A 13,535-nucleotide genomic window follows, 5' to 3' on the forward strand; every position below is an offset into this window, starting at 1 on the left:
GGGATGCCCACACCTTGAGAAAAAAGGCTGCAGCCATGAAAGACGCATTCTGCCGCATCGAAGGGCGTGAGATCACAGATCACGAGGCCCGCGCCATTGTCAAAGCCATCGCGAACTTGCGCGCTGTCTTCGCACCCTTTGTCGCGGCCAGCCCCGATACAATTCCCAACTATGCCAGCGTGCCCTACAGGCCCAAGGGCAGCACAAAATCCTACCAGATCACCCCCTGCCCGAAGCGCGGCGCTGGTTTCTACATTGTCGCCATCACCCCGCATGATAAAAATCATTACGGAATGCCGCTTTACCAGCCCGAGACTGTCACGGTCTGGCTCGATATCGCGCCGCTCTACGTGCCGACGCGAAAGGAAGACTGTCATGATCTGGAAATCTGCTAAACTCCTGATCGCATTTTACCGCGACAAGAACCAGCGCAAGCGGCGCATCCCTTATCTATGGGGGCCAAAGGGGGCCGAGGCAGGGATCACGGATCGCGAAAAATCCGATCAGGAAACATTCGTTCTGATAGAGGACGCCAAAGGCGCGCGCGATATCCAGATCAAATTCCGGCCCGAGCATATCGTCATCCGCCGCGATGCCGGTGACTATTGGCACGGGCTGGTGATCACAGATCACAGCATCAAAGCCCGCGTTGCAGGGCGCATCATTGAAATCGGGCATGATGGTGCTGTGAAATCCATCAGCGCCGATGACACCGAGAGCGACAAAACCATCGTCGAGGCCGATGGCACCGTCTTCAAATGGACGGATCTGGCCGAGATCGTCATCTCAGGCGACGGGGCCGAGGTCTCGCACCGTCAGCCCGACCAGTTCACAGCAATCACACCGCAAGGCACTATCACCAAAGCCTTGCGCTGAACCCCTTTCCTCTAGCGATGGAAAACCACCTGCCCACGCCAGTCGGGGGCTTTTTATGTGCAGATCAGGGCGGGCGCTGCCCGCGCAGGGGGCTTGGGTGAGCGCAGACGCGACTTAGGGTGAAAGACCTCTTGATTAATTGGCAAAAGAGGTCGATCTAAACGTCTCAACAGCATGCCACACCAAAACATTCAAGGATTACCATGTTTTATAAAGACGAACGCCTCGCGTTGTTTATTGACGGCGCAAACCTTTTCGCAGCAGGGAAAGCGCTAGGCTTCGACATTGACTACAGGCTCCTGCGTCAGGAGTTCGCACGTCGCGGCAAACTGCTGCGCGCTTTCTATTACACCGCGTTGCTGGAAAACGACGATCATCAACCAATGCGTCCATTGACAGATTGGCTGCAATACAATGGATATTCCTTGGTGACCAAGACCGCAAAAGAATACACGGATTCAATGGGCCGGCGTAAGGTAAAGGGCAACATGGATATCGAGCTGGCTGTGGATGCAATGGAACTTGCGCCACACCTGGATCATGCTGTCTTATTCTCAGGCGACGGGGATTTCCGTCCGCTGGTCGAAAGCTTGCAGCGTCAGGGTGTTCGTGTGTCGGTGGTGTCCACCATCCGCAGCCAGCCGCCCATAATTGCAGATGAATTGCGCCGCCAGGTGGATAATTTCATCGAACTTGACGAGTTGCGTGACGTTATTGGCCGCCCTCCGCGTGAGCCTCGCAGTGATGCGCCGCGCGAAGAAGAGCAGATGGAGAGCTGATCGAACTGGCCGTGTTGTCAGCAATCACACCGCAAGGCACCATCACCAAAGCCTTGCGCTGAACCCCTTTCCTCTAGCGATGGAAAACCACCTGCCCCTCGCCAGTCGGGGGGCTCTTTTTGTCTGGCACTGTAGCTTATAGTTGACAGATTGCGGGGTGATAACTATAAGCTACACATGGCGAATGAAATCCGCATCACTCCTACGTTTTCCGAGTGGCTTGACGGTCTCAAAGACCACAAAGCGGCCGCCTTGGTATCGGCCAGAATCGAACGCCTCGGCTATGGCTTGCTCGGAGATGTGAAGGTGTTTGACGGGATCGGAGAGCTGCGGATCGACTACGGTCCTGGCTATCGGGTCTATTTCTGCCGCCGTGGCGGAACGCTCTACATCTTGTTGTGCGGTGGGGCCAAGAGAACGCAGGATCGAGACATCAAACGCGCCAAGAAAATGGCAAAGGAGATTGGTTATGACCATTGAAACAGTGCCCTTTGACGCAGCCAAGTATCTTGCGGAGCCGGAGGCGCAAGCCGTTTTCTTGCGCGATGCGCTGGAAACAGGTGATGCTGGATATATTGCCCATGCGCTTGGCGTGATTGTGCGCGCGCGCGGCATGTCGCAGGTTGCCCGCGATGCAGGCTTAAGCCGCGAGGCGCTTTACAGGGCGCTCTCTCCCACAGGCAACCCCAGGCTTTCGACCCTCTTGGGCGTCACCAAGGCGCTCAATATCCGGCTTGAGGCTTCAGCACTTCCGACAACACCTAACGGTGCGCAGTAAGGGCGGGAGTTTGGCTACCTCCGCTTGCGTTTCTGTCTCTGTATATCCTGACAGATCATAGATGAAACCCGCGCGCATGGACGCGGGTTGAGACTATTCCAAGGACAGCACGGGGGGTCGACGGGCCTGTGGCCCGCTCACCGCCCGCGCTGACGATCTTTCTTTTCTTCTTGTCCGCCCAACAGACCTGATCGAGCCGGTCAAGGGGCAAGCGCCGCGCAGGCGCGTCGTCAGATCACCCACCCGTGTCCTCGACCTGCGGTCTGCGGGCCGCGCCAGTGGGTGGTCTGACCCCGTGACAGTCTCACTCAGGCCCGTGGGTCGGGCTTCGCCCTCTCCCACTCTGTTCCGCCGAATACATGCGTATCCGGCAAATCAGATTGGCCGAGGCGCAGCCCATCGGCGCAAACAGGGACAAACCCCAACCGCCCATCGCTTGAGAGGATGAAAGACTATGCCCGAACTCGCTTGCATGACCGTTTACCAGTTTTCCGAATTGTCAGACGCCGCCAAGGAAAAAGCCCGCGACTGGTGGCGCGCTGGTGGCATGGATTATGACTGGTGGGACAGCGTCTATGATGATTTTGGCCGCATCTGTGAAATCCTGGGTGTTGACCTCAAAACCCGCGACATCAAACTGATGAACGGACGCACACGGCAGGGGTTCTGTCGCAAATATCTCGTGCATGCGGGTAGCACGGCATGATGCGGCGCTGTAGAAGCTGACTTCGCAGTGATGATTGGATGGAAACGATGATTGACTTCAAGGGCGCACATTACCCGAAATCGGTGGTCTTGTTCGCAGTGTTTTTCTATCTACGCTACCCTGTGTCCTATCGTGACCTCGAAGAGATAATGCAGGAGCGCGGTGTCGATGTTGACCACGCAACCCTGAACCGTTGGGTGGTCAAGTACTCCCCATTGATTGCGGCAAAAGCTCAGGCGAAAAAGCGTCCGACGGCCATCTCTTGGCGGATGGATGAGACTTACATCAAGGTTAAGGGCAAGTGGATGTATCACTACCGCGCGGTGGACCGGAACGGCCAAACCCTTGATTTCATGCTATCTGAGCGGCGTGACAAGCCGGCGGCGCGGCGCTTCTTCCGACGTGCAATCGGCAACAACGGCATCCCCGACCGCATCGTTATCGACAAAAGTGGGGCAAATCTGGCGGGCCTGGAAGCCGTGAATGTGACCCTCAAATTCACAGGAACTGGGCAGACCATCAAGATCCTGCAGGTCAAATACCTGAACAATATCCTCGAGCAGGACCACCGGTTCATCAAGCGCATCACAGGTCGAATGCTCGGCTTCAAGGCATTCCATTCGGCGTCTGCTACGCTTGAAGGAATCGAGACCGCGCATATGATCCGTAAGGGACAATTCGGCGCCAACGGCATGACCGCATTCCAGCAGTTCGCCCAGCTCGCAGCATAATTATGTCCAGCGCCAGCCTGATCTCAACCTGACTGAAAATTTGCGACAGAACCCTCTCAGGTATCAAACCCCTAATTCGATATTCACGGCAGAACTACCCAACCGATGACCCGTACGACAAGACCTGGTTTAGGCACTCTGCAATGCGGCCTCGGCCTCAGTTTCTGTGCCATGTGCGGCACGTTCTCGATAAGGTGTCGTCTGGTACTGTGCGCGGTAGCATTTCGAAAAGTGGGACGGAGCCGTGAACCCTGTTGCGATCGCCACGTTAATGACGCTCATATCTGTCTGCAGTAGCAGGTGGCGTGCTCTTTCTAGACGCAACTCCATGTAATAGCGCTTAGGGCTGCGGCTCAGATAGCGCCGGAAAAGTCGCTCAAGCTGACGAGTGGATATATCCACTTCACTGGCCAGGTAAGAAGGACTGACCGGGTCTTCGATATGGTTTTCCATTAATTCTATCACACGTGCCAGTTTCGAATTACGCACCCCAATGCGGATAGGAATTGACAGCCGCTGCGTGTCACTATTTGTGCGAATCGACGAATAAATCAGTTGGTCGGCCACCGCATGAGCGAGATCGGCTCCTCGGGCATTTGTGATGACAGTAAGCATCATGTCCAATGGCGCAGTCCCGCCTGCCGCTGTCAGGCGTTTTCTGCTGATTACAAAAACAGACTTATTCAGCTCTATTTCCGGAAAACTCTCGGTCAGGGCGTTGTGGTTTTCCCAATGTATCGTGGCGCGATGCCCATCCAGAAGCCCGGCTTTTGCCAGAGCCCATGCCGCTGTGCAAATCCCTGCAATCGTGTTGCCATGACGGGCGCGTTTTCGCAACCAAGACAAGATCGCCGGGGTGGTCGCACGCTGCACATCTACCCCTCCGCAGACAACGATCATGGCGTCATTACAAATATCGCCCAGGCCTGCCGTTGCACTGACCTGCGTTCCATTTGAGCAGGTGACTGCATCACCCGTTTCACTGATCAGTTTCCAGCTATAAAGCCGATTGCCCGCCACTCGATTTGCAAGGCGTAAAGGCTCTATGGCAGCTGAATATGCCAAGAGTGAGAAGCGGTCCAAGAGTAAAAATATAAACTGTTGATGCGGGGCATCGATAGGATGTAGAGAAGCGCGGGGGGTAGAGAGCGTTGCCATGTTTTTGATCACGTAAGAATGAAGCTGACCGGCTCAAAAACAACTTTCATCTATGTGATGCAAGTTAAATTATTTGCTGTATGAGAGGCGGTCGCGGAATTTTGGACCAGTTGTATCCCCAGCCGATCATTCGCGGTGAGGCAGTGAGAACATTAATGACGTAACTCTGGTCGGGACCGCGCCCGCTGCCAATTCAGTGAGGCTATTGAGCTTTGTGGTCGCGCCGAAATAAGTTCCATTCTTCGTGAACGCTGCCATCGGGAAGCTGACACCATCCTGTCAGACCACCTGGCTCGGGGCGTATTTCGACCTTACCGCCCAGCTTGGCACAAAAGACCGATGCCGGATTCGCGTGGCCAATTACTGGCATTTGCATAGGCGGGCCTAGCGGTTTCGTCACACATCCAGCTAACGGCGACCCCAAGCTACGGAACAAAATCCAACGCATCATATATCTCGACATTTAAAACCCGGGGGGGGGTGTATCGCAGGCAGTGTTGCAACATTTCGGGCATAACGACAGGATCCTCTCCCTTGCTGTTGGAGCGTTGGCTGTGCTGGGCGAAATCATTGGGTAGTATCGGGCAATCCACAAACAAACTGCCCGATACGATTTTCTTTAACGCACGACGAAAACCGACACTTTGGCATGGGCCGCAATATACCCCCCATGAGAGGAAAAGATATATTCCATCAGGCCGGGTTGATGGCTGGCCATCACGACCAGATCGGCGCCGACCTGCTCGATTGCAGACAACAGCTTCCGGTCGACCTCGGCCTCTGGATCGGCTGAACTAAGGTTGAGCGCTGTTGCCGAAATGGCATATTCTTCAGCCTTGCGGTCCGCGAATTCCTGCAATTTTTCGCCGTATTCGCTGTAAGATTTCGCTATCTCGGATGGCAACTCTCCTGACACGCTGACGAAGCATATTTCTGCCTTGTGATCGCGTGCCATGCCGCAAGCTAGATCAACCGCCTTTCTGAGAGTGTCGCGGTGAACAAGATCGATTGGCACCATTATCCTTGAAAACATTCAGACCTCCTTTGGTGGGGTTCCGGCCGGGCGGCAGGACAGATTGTCTGCGCCCGGCCATGCATTAGAGCGTTTGATCATTCTGCTGGTTCAGCGACACCATGCTTTGTGCGCCGGTGGTCGTTGAACAGCGCTTTGCCCAGTGAGATGCACATCAACACCATGATTATCGTGAACGGCAGCGCGCCGATGATCATGGCATCCGACAGTGCATCCATGCCACCACCGCCCGCGATCAGAAGCACAGCGATCACCGCGGTCAGGATGACCCCCCAGATGATGCGGTGGCGGATGCCGGTTTCCGCCTGACCGCCGGACATGATGGTGTTCATGACCAGAATGCCGCTATCTGCCGACGTGACCAGAAAAGTCAGGATCAACACCACGCTCATGATCGTGATCCCGGTCAACAAACCGCCATCAATCATGTGACCGAGGGTGACAAACAGCTTTGCCGTGTTGGAGGCAGCGATGATGCTGCCATCGGCGACGCCTGACAATTCCAGATCAATTGCAGTGCCACCCAGAATGGTCATCCAGGCAAAGCAAACCAGTGATGGCGCGATGACGGCACCGAGCACAAACTCGCGAATCGTCCGGCCACGGGAAATGCGCGCCAGAAACAGGCCCACGAATGGCGCAAATGCAATCCACCATGCCCAGTAGAAGGTGGTCCAGCCGGCCTGCCATCCGAACAGGCGGCCATCGGTGCCTGCGGCATAAAGCGCTGCCGAAGTTTCGGCGGGTAGTTCTGCCATTGAGGCTGGCAGGCTGTCGCGGAAGCCGTCAAGCGAGCCCCAGGCATTGGTTGCCCCGCCATATACCGCAGCAAGATCCTCACCGCTCAGGCCCGATTGCAGCACAGCAGGTGCGGCGGCAAAGGCTTCCAGAGATTGCGGGGCGTGGGCACCAAAGCTCAGGTACAGGAAGTTCAGAATATAGTCGACCAGCGCGGCGCCATAGGTTGTCATGGCAAAAACGAACGACCCGAAGATGACGAAAGTCATGATCAGGATGAATGACATCACCAGATTGGCGTTCGACAACCACTTGATCCCGCGCCCTACGCCCGAGACGGCAGACAGAATAGACAGGCCCATGATGACGACCAATCCAGCGATCAGCCCGACTGTCGCGGGTGCAGGTGCATCCCCGGTCATGTTCATCATCCATTCCATACCGGTGATCGCATACAGCCCGTCCACGAATTGACTGACCCCGAAGCCGATAGTCACGGACACCCCCAGGATCGTGGCAACGACCCCGACCACATCGACCACATGGCCAAACGGACTGTTGATGAAACGACCAAACAGCGGTGTCAGGGCAGTGCGGATAGTCAGCGGCATGCCCCGTGTGTAGGCGTAGTAGCACAGGCTCAGGCCAGTGGCGACATAGATGGCCCATGCGTGAAAGCCATAATGCAGGAACGTGTAGCGGTATCCTGCTTGCAGGCCTTCGACCGTGTTGCCTTCGACATTGCCAGTCACGGTTTCGGGGTTCGACCCCCAAAGCCCCAATGGCTCGGCGGTGGCAAAAACCATCAGCCCGACACCGAGACCGGCCCCGAACATCATCGCGAACCATGAAAAGGTCGAGAATTCGGGTTTTTCACCTTCCTCTCCGAGCACGCGCTTTCCTGTTTGCGGGATAAGCGCGATCACAAACAGAAAGAAGGTGAACATGCCGACAGAAAGCACGTAGAATGTGTTGAACCCTTCGAGTAGCGTCCATTTAAAGCTGGAAAGCTGCGCACCGGCTGATAATGGCCAGATCAGTGCCCAAAGTACGATCCCGACCATGATGGCCTTGGAGATGGTCGCGATGGGGATCGAATGCCCCTCATAGAAACCCTGCTCGGCTGTTGTAATATCAACATCCGTAAACGGTGGCTTTATGGCCATGATTGTCCCTCTCTGTTGTGTTTCGGGTCAGCGGAAATTCCTGATCCCTTGGTCGATAATTGTGATTGGCGTCTTCCGCGCCATTGATGTGTTCAAACGCATTGCAACATCCTTGCGAAGCAATGGCGGCAGGGGGGGGCTGTAAGCGACACTCTCGTGTCCACCGGCGCCATCTAAGGGGTAGCCCGATGACGGTACAGTCGCCCAAAGCTCCAGCGCATTCAGATACCGTATTGGGGCACGGCTCGAATCACGACGGTTGTGAATTGAAATTTCAGGTTAGTTGAGGTGTCGTTGCCCTTGGCACACTGGGCAGCGTGTTAAACGGGGTCGCGCTGTGAAGCCCGCTCCAAAATATCTATGCTTAGAAGGGGGCTAATGGGCAAAACTTTGTGGTCGACTTGGTGGGGTAGGGTTTCGGAACAAGGCGGGACCCACCATGGATGTAAGCTTTTTTGTCGAAACGACGTTTGACGATGGAGAAACCAAGACGCGCAATATCGGTCGACTTCGCCGTGCGCCGGACGAATTCGGTTCCGAGAATTTGGGCCTTCTTCTCGAGGACGCAAAGACCTTGTTGAGGCGCTTGCAGGAATGATTGCGCAAGATCAGCCTCGGTGAGGCTTTGGGGGCTCGCCGGAAATGCGATGACTGTGGCAAACGACGCGCGATCCATAATGATCGACGCCGTATTCTTGACACGCTGTACGCGCGAATTCGGGTGAAGTGGCCAAGGCTTCGACGCTGCTTGTGCCAACCGGCTGTGATCACGTCATCTGGGCCGAAATCACCACTTGCCGGGTTGTCTTCTGAGCGCGCTACTCCCGAACTTCGGTGCCTTCAGGCTGAATTGGGGGCGAGGCACTCGTTTCGGGAAGCCGCTCGATTGATCGAAATGTTCCTGCCCTGTTCGGCTCAGTTAAACACGACCGTTCGAAATCGCTTGGGTCGCATCGACGACGAGCTAAGCCACGACGACGCAAGCCAAAGAGACGCGGATACGATGGTACCGCCCTCCCCACCGACCGTTTTCCTGGATGGTGCGCACACACGATATCGGCCTGAATACCAGAAACGCCACATGGATGTCGTGGTCGGCAAGGTTGAAAGCCCCAATATGAGCCGGCGGTTTGGCCTCGTACAGCAAGCCGCTAGTTCTCCTGAAAGGCAGCTACGACATGACCTGATCGCGCAAGGCTGGGAAGGTCAGAGCAAAGTGACCGCTATTTCAGAGGGCGAACCTGGACTGCCGAATTTGGTGATGCGTGCCGTTCGAGGTTCCGTCACGCACATACTGGACTGGTGGCATATCTCGATGCGGGTCAAGCACATTGAAAACGCGGTGCGGGAACTTATTCAATCGAAGGGCTTTTCAGGGTTGCCGCTCTTTTTCGAGCGACCTGCCGATACATTGCGTTGGTACCTTTGGCACGTCAAAGTGATGACCGCCGCGACAATCCTTAACGTTCTTCAGATCGATTGCGACCGTCTGCACGCCTAAACCCGAGAATTACGAGAAGCGGCCAAAGGCGTGCGGGCCGCGCAGCTGGCCCACCTGCGCGCACTTTCTGACCAACTTTACCCGAGCCTGCGCATCTATCTTTTTGACGCCAGGCGCGTGTTTTCATCGCACCTGACAGTTTTTGGCCCCTTGATTGCCACGCTCTACCTTGGGCGGCACTATCTTGCCTTCCGTGACCGGGCGCGGATCGACGCCTTTAGCGAACACTTTGACTGGCTGATACGTGAAGCTGACATTACGGCCCGCGAGCTGCCGCATTACCTTGACACACTGAACGACGATGCCGAGCGTGAATAGTAGGCCGCATAATTCCAAACGCCGATAGACGTCAGGCTTTGCCAGCCATCCTGAACTTGCCAAATCGGGCGCGTTGTCTGTGTCGAGTATTGCTGACACGCGCCAGAATAGAATACAAACCACAGTCAGCGTTACATCTCTGCGGCTGCTTAATTTCGGCGCGCCAAATAATCGCGGGTGAATGCAGCGTAACCCGGGGCGGTGACTCCCAAACGATCACGGATGAGGGCGTGAAGTGCAGGCAGGCGGTGGAACGGCACCTGCGGGGCAAGGTGATGCTCGACATGAAAGGGCATGTTCCAGGCCAGCGCACGAACCGCTCGGGTAGTAAAGGTGGTGCGCGTGTTTTCCAATACGTTCGCTACTTGCGGGCAGTCCCCATGTTCGGCCAGAAGGTATAGCCGAAGCGCAGGCTGACCAAGCAGGCAGGGCATAATCCAAAGCCACAGCAGCAGGGGCGACCACAGCAGCGTCAATAGCGCCATTGTGTAAATCGCGATAAGGACTCGGGCTTCTCGCTCTGCGCGGCTGCGAATTGTGGCGGGCAACCACGCTGGAGCCTCGCGGCCGGTCGCAAGGCGGATCAATAATGCTATCTGAGTACGCCAGTAAGGAATGCCGCTTACATGCCACAGCCATCGCGCGCGGGTCTGCAGGACAGGCCCTTCCAGTTCAGGATCACCAGCGCGATTGGTATGCCGGTGATGGGCAAAGTGGAACGGCCGGAACCACAAGAAGGGATTCAGGATCAGCAGGCCGATACCATGCCCCACAAGATCGCACAGTCGGTCGCTGGCAAAGGGGGTGCGGTGCGTGCATTCGTGCTGCAGCGTGAACAGGAACACGATCAATACGCCATGAACCGGCAGCGCCAGCCACCATAACGGTGGTTGCAAAGTGATCAGAGTTCCCGTCACAAGAATCGCACCCAGATGACCAGCCAAATGCGCCAAACCCGGCGCGTTTGCGCGGGCAACCAGCGCAGCGCGGGCTTCTTCCGGTAGATCAGCAATTGACGCGCTCATAAGGCATCTCCAGTCATGTCAAAGGCGGATCAACTGAACCGGGTTGGTCTGGACAGACAATCCTAGGCCACGGTCATAACGCAAGTGCTTCTTCACCGCTTTGCCACATAATCATGCCTTTATGCGTTCCGATTTGGGATCATACATCGGCGTCAGGCTGGCGGTTGCGTCAAAGACCTGACCTGCAACCATGATGCCATAACGTGACGCCATCATTTCGTCCGGGCTTTCGCCACCATATGCGCAGGGCACATAGCCCATGCCGATGGCACCACCAAGCTGGTGGCCGTAATTGCCTGAACTCAGATATCCCACGATCGCGCCGTCGCGCAAGATCGGTTCATTGTGAAACAACAGCGGCTCGGGGTCGGTCAGGCGAAACTGCACCATGCGGCGCGCCAGCCCCGTTTCGCGCTTGCGCAGCACCGCGTCACGTCCCAGGAAATCGCCCTTCGCGGTTTTCACCGCAAAGCCAAGCCCCGCTTCCAGCACATGGTCTTCATCCGTGATGTCATGGCCGAAATGGCGATAGGCCTTTTCGATCCGGCAACTGTCCATCGCGTGCAGCCCACATAGTTTCAGCCCGACCTCGGTGCCTGCCTCGACCAGGGTTTCGAACACATGGGCGGCCTGATCGGTGCTGACATACAACTCCCACCCCAACTCACCGACATAAGTGACCCGGTGCGCGCGTACCAGCCCCATGCCGATCTCGATCTCTCTCGCAGTGCCGAATGGGTGCGCCTCATTCGAGAAATCATCGGGCGAGACAAGCCGCAGCAGGTCGCGCGATTTCGGTCCCATCACCGGCAAAACAGCTTCGCCCGCCGTGACATCAAGTATCGTCACATGGCGGTCATCCGCGTGGCGGCGCAGCCATGCCAGATCACGTTGCAAACTGGCGCCGGGCACGACCAGCAGGAAGGACGTCTCGCCCAGCCGCGTCACTGTCAGATCGCTTTCAATCCCGCCGCGCGCGTTCAGCATCTGGGTATAGACCAGCCGCCCGACCGCGACATCTATCTGATTGGCGCAGATATGCTGCAAGAAGGCCAGAGCATCCGTACCGTCCACGCGGATCTTGCCGAAAGAGGTCATGTCCAGCAACCCGACACCCGTGCGCAGCGCCATATGTTCCGCGCGCTGGTTGTCGAACCAGTTCTGGCGCTTCCATGAATAGCGGTATTCACGTTCCTGCCCGTCATTGGCGAACCAGTTGGCGCGTTCCCATCCTGCAACCTCGCCAAAGACCGCGCCGCGCGCTTTCAAGTGGTCATGTAGCGCCGAGCGGCGAATGCCGCGGCTGGTGGCCATCTGGCGATAGGGGAAGTGGTCGGCATAGAGCAGACCCAGCGTTTCAGACACGCGCTCTTTCAGATAGCGGCGGTTCTTCTGGAAGGGTTGGGCGCGGCGGATATCGACCTCCCACAGATCGAAGGGCGCTTCGCCATCGTTCATCCATTGCGCCAGCGCCATACCCGCCCCGCCCGAGGACGCAATCCCGATCGAGTTATACCCCGCCGCGACCCAATAGCCGCGCAACTCGGGCGCTTCGCCAAGATAGTAACGGTCATCGGGCGTGAAACTTTCCGGCCCGTTGAAAAACGTGTGGATCCCGGCATCGGCCAGCATCGGCATACGGTTGATGCTCATCTCCAGGATCGGTTCGAAATGGTCGACATCCTCGGGCAATTGGTCGAAGCAGAAATCCTCCGAAATCCCGTTCATACCCCAGGGTTTCGCCTTTGGCTCAAACGCGCCCAGCATCATTTTTCCGGCGTCTTCCTTGTAATAGGCGCATTCATCGGGCACGCGCAGTACTGGCATCTGTGTCAGCCCGGGGATGCCTTCGGTCACGATGTAGAAATGTTCGCAGGCATGCAGCGGCAATGTGACCCCGTTTTGCGCGGCCAGATCACGGCCCCACATGCCGCCGCAATTCACCACCAGATCGGCAGCAATATGGCCCTGCTCGGCACCCTGCACCCAATCGACCCCTGTAACGCGACCATTTTGTTGGGTGACCTGCGTGACCTTGACATGCTCGGCAATCAGCGCGCCGTTGTTACGTGCGCCTTTGGCCAGCGCCAGCCCAATATTGCCTGGATCAGCTTGTCCATCCAGCGGCAGATGCACGCCCGCCGTCACGCCGTCGATGTTCAGATGAGGATAAAGCGTCTTGACCTCGGTGGGGGACAGTTCATTAACATCGACGCCAAAAGCGCGGGCAAGGCTGGCCTGGCGCAGAATTTCTTCCTTGCGTTCCAACGTCAGCGCGGCGGTGATCGACCCGCATTGGCGAAACCCGGTGGCAAGGCCGGTCTCGGCTTCCAGCCGCGTGTATAGATCGGCGGAATACTTTGCCAGCCGCGTCATGTTCTGGCTGGCGCGCAACTGCCCCACCAGTCCCGCCGCGTGCCATGTCGTGCCTGATGTAAGCTGTTTACGCTCCAACAGGACAATATCCGTCCAGCCCAGTTTGGCCAGATGATAGGCGACCGAACAGCCCGAAATGCCGCCCCCGATAATGACGACGCGGGCTTTGGCGGGAAGTGTAACCATTGGCGGCAATCCTTGCAGGCCCGCACGGGCGGGGATGATAAGGCCAAGTGTTGCCATCTTGAAAATGAAATTTCAAATATTAATTTCATTTTGAGTATATTTTACCAAACTATTCTATCTTGGCGAAAATCCTTGCGTCGCAATGTTGATGGTTTACCAATGCG

The 13,535-nt window shown here is 56.6% G+C and carries 14 protein-coding genes and 1 pseudogene; 9 read left to right on the forward strand and 6 right to left on the reverse strand.

Features of this window, described 5'->3' with window-relative positions:
• Nucleotides 1-35: 35 nt before the first annotated feature.
• The 7 genes from BD293_RS21440 (at nt 36) to BD293_RS21470 (ending at nt 3,870) form a co-directional block, all read left to right on the forward strand.
• Complete coding sequence (locus BD293_RS21440; RefSeq protein ID WP_142085801.1) at nt 36-395, forward strand: hypothetical protein; 360 nt, start codon at nt 36-38, stop codon at nt 393-395.
• On the forward strand, nt 376-876 hold the full coding sequence (locus BD293_RS21445) for a hypothetical protein (RefSeq protein WP_142085803.1): 501 nt from the start codon (nt 376-378) through the stop codon (nt 874-876). The genes BD293_RS21440 and BD293_RS21445 overlap by 20 nt, the downstream gene beginning before the upstream one ends.
• Nucleotides 877-1,079: 203 nt before the next feature.
• Nucleotides 1,080-1,655, forward strand: a complete 576-nt coding sequence (locus tag BD293_RS21450) for a LabA-like NYN domain-containing protein (protein WP_142085805.1) — start codon at nt 1,080-1,082, stop codon at nt 1,653-1,655.
• 177 nt (nt 1,656-1,832) lie between these two features.
• Nucleotides 1,833-2,135 (forward strand): type II toxin-antitoxin system RelE/ParE family toxin, encoded by a 303-nt coding sequence (locus BD293_RS21455; protein WP_142085807.1) that lies wholly within the window; start codon nt 1,833-1,835, stop codon nt 2,133-2,135.
• Complete coding sequence (locus tag BD293_RS21460; protein ID WP_142085809.1) at nt 2,125-2,433, forward strand: addiction module antidote protein; 309 nt, start codon at nt 2,125-2,127, stop codon at nt 2,431-2,433. Before BD293_RS21455 ends, BD293_RS21460 begins: the two co-directional genes overlap by 11 nt.
• A 454-nt stretch (nt 2,434-2,887) precedes the next feature.
• Nucleotides 2,888-3,139, forward strand: a complete 252-nt coding sequence (locus BD293_RS21465; protein ID WP_142085811.1) for a hypothetical protein — start codon at nt 2,888-2,890, stop codon at nt 3,137-3,139.
• A gap of 47 nt (nt 3,140-3,186) precedes the next feature.
• Nucleotides 3,187-3,870: an IS6 family transposase gene (locus BD293_RS21470; protein ID WP_142085063.1), complete on the forward strand. Its 684-nt coding sequence runs from the start codon at nt 3,187-3,189 to the stop codon at nt 3,868-3,870.
• Between the two features lie 129 nt (nt 3,871-3,999).
• Here BD293_RS21470 and BD293_RS21475 read toward each other — a convergent pair whose 3' ends face one another.
• The 4 genes from BD293_RS21475 to BD293_RS21490 all read right to left on the reverse strand — a co-directional run bounded on the left by BD293_RS21475 (nt 4,000) and on the right by BD293_RS21490 (nt 7,965).
• Nucleotides 4,000-5,028 carry a GlxA family transcriptional regulator gene (locus BD293_RS21475; RefSeq protein WP_142085813.1) on the reverse strand — a complete coding sequence of 343 codons (1,029 nt, stop codon included), beginning with the start codon at nt 5,026-5,028 and terminating at the stop codon, nt 4,000-4,002.
• 202 nt (nt 5,029-5,230) lie between these two features.
• Complete coding sequence (locus tag BD293_RS23470; protein ID WP_342781422.1) at nt 5,231-5,491, reverse strand: putative hemolysin; 261 nt, start codon at nt 5,489-5,491, stop codon at nt 5,231-5,233.
• A 156-nt stretch (nt 5,492-5,647) separates the two neighbouring features.
• Nucleotides 5,648-6,061, reverse strand: a complete 414-nt coding sequence (locus tag BD293_RS21485) for a universal stress protein (RefSeq protein WP_142085815.1) — start codon at nt 6,059-6,061, stop codon at nt 5,648-5,650.
• Between the two features lie 77 nt (nt 6,062-6,138).
• Nucleotides 6,139-7,965, reverse strand: a complete 1,827-nt coding sequence (locus BD293_RS21490) for a BCCT family transporter (protein ID WP_142085817.1) — start codon at nt 7,963-7,965, stop codon at nt 6,139-6,141.
• A gap of 439 nt (nt 7,966-8,404) precedes the next feature.
• Here BD293_RS21490 and BD293_RS21495 point away from each other — a divergent pair.
• A pseudogene (locus tag BD293_RS21495) lies at nt 8,405-9,463 on the forward strand (ISKra4 family transposase); the annotation flags it as partial.
• A 33-nt stretch (nt 9,464-9,496) separates the two neighbouring features.
• Nucleotides 9,497-9,784: a hypothetical protein gene (locus tag BD293_RS21500; protein ID WP_170207290.1), complete on the forward strand. Its 288-nt coding sequence runs from the start codon at nt 9,497-9,499 to the stop codon at nt 9,782-9,784.
• A gap of 149 nt (nt 9,785-9,933) precedes the next feature.
• On the opposite strand, the gene BD293_RS21505 is transcribed toward BD293_RS21500, so the two are convergent.
• Nucleotides 9,934-10,728, reverse strand: a complete 795-nt coding sequence (locus BD293_RS21505; protein WP_246086438.1) for a fatty acid desaturase — start codon at nt 10,726-10,728, stop codon at nt 9,934-9,936.
• Between the two features lie 192 nt (nt 10,729-10,920).
• Nucleotides 10,921-13,371: a GcvT family protein gene (locus BD293_RS21510; RefSeq protein ID WP_142085822.1), complete on the reverse strand. Its 2,451-nt coding sequence runs from the start codon at nt 13,369-13,371 to the stop codon at nt 10,921-10,923.
• Between the last annotated feature and the right edge of the window lie 164 nt (nt 13,372-13,535).

The sequence above is a fragment of the Roseinatronobacter monicus genome (assembly GCF_006716865.1).
GTDB lineage: Bacteria > Pseudomonadota > Alphaproteobacteria > Rhodobacterales > Rhodobacteraceae > Roseinatronobacter > Roseinatronobacter monicus.

What these genes read in the sequence shown, in the direction of transcription:
- BD293_RS21440 (WP_142085801.1), top strand. Translation starts at nt 36, where the DNA reads ATGAAAGACGCATTCTGCCGCATCGAAGGGCGTGAGATCACAGATCAC.
- BD293_RS21445 (WP_142085803.1), top strand. Translation starts at nt 376, where the DNA reads ATGATCTGGAAATCTGCTAAACTCCTGATCGCATTTTACCGCGACAAG.
- BD293_RS21450 (WP_142085805.1), top strand. Translation starts at nt 1,080, where the DNA reads ATGTTTTATAAAGACGAACGCCTCGCGTTGTTTATTGACGGCGCAAAC.
- BD293_RS21455 (WP_142085807.1), top strand. Translation starts at nt 1,833, where the DNA reads ATGGCGAATGAAATCCGCATCACTCCTACGTTTTCCGAGTGGCTTGAC.
- BD293_RS21460 (WP_142085809.1), top strand. Translation starts at nt 2,125, where the DNA reads ATGACCATTGAAACAGTGCCCTTTGACGCAGCCAAGTATCTTGCGGAG.
- BD293_RS21465 (WP_142085811.1), top strand. Translation starts at nt 2,888, where the DNA reads ATGCCCGAACTCGCTTGCATGACCGTTTACCAGTTTTCCGAATTGTCA.
- BD293_RS21470 (WP_142085063.1), top strand. Translation starts at nt 3,187, where the DNA reads ATGATTGACTTCAAGGGCGCACATTACCCGAAATCGGTGGTCTTGTTC.
- BD293_RS21475 (WP_142085813.1), bottom strand. Translation starts at nt 5,028, where the DNA reads ATGGCAACGCTCTCTACCCCCCGCGCTTCTCTACATCCTATCGATGCC.
- BD293_RS23470 (WP_342781422.1), bottom strand. Translation starts at nt 5,491, where the DNA reads ATGTCGAGATATATGATGCGTTGGATTTTGTTCCGTAGCTTGGGGTCG.
- BD293_RS21485 (WP_142085815.1), bottom strand. Translation starts at nt 6,061, where the DNA reads ATGTTTTCAAGGATAATGGTGCCAATCGATCTTGTTCACCGCGACACT.
- BD293_RS21490 (WP_142085817.1), bottom strand. Translation starts at nt 7,965, where the DNA reads ATGGCCATAAAGCCACCGTTTACGGATGTTGATATTACAACAGCCGAG.
- BD293_RS21510 (WP_142085822.1), bottom strand. Translation starts at nt 13,371, where the DNA reads ATGGTTACACTTCCCGCCAAAGCCCGCGTCGTCATTATCGGGGGCGGC.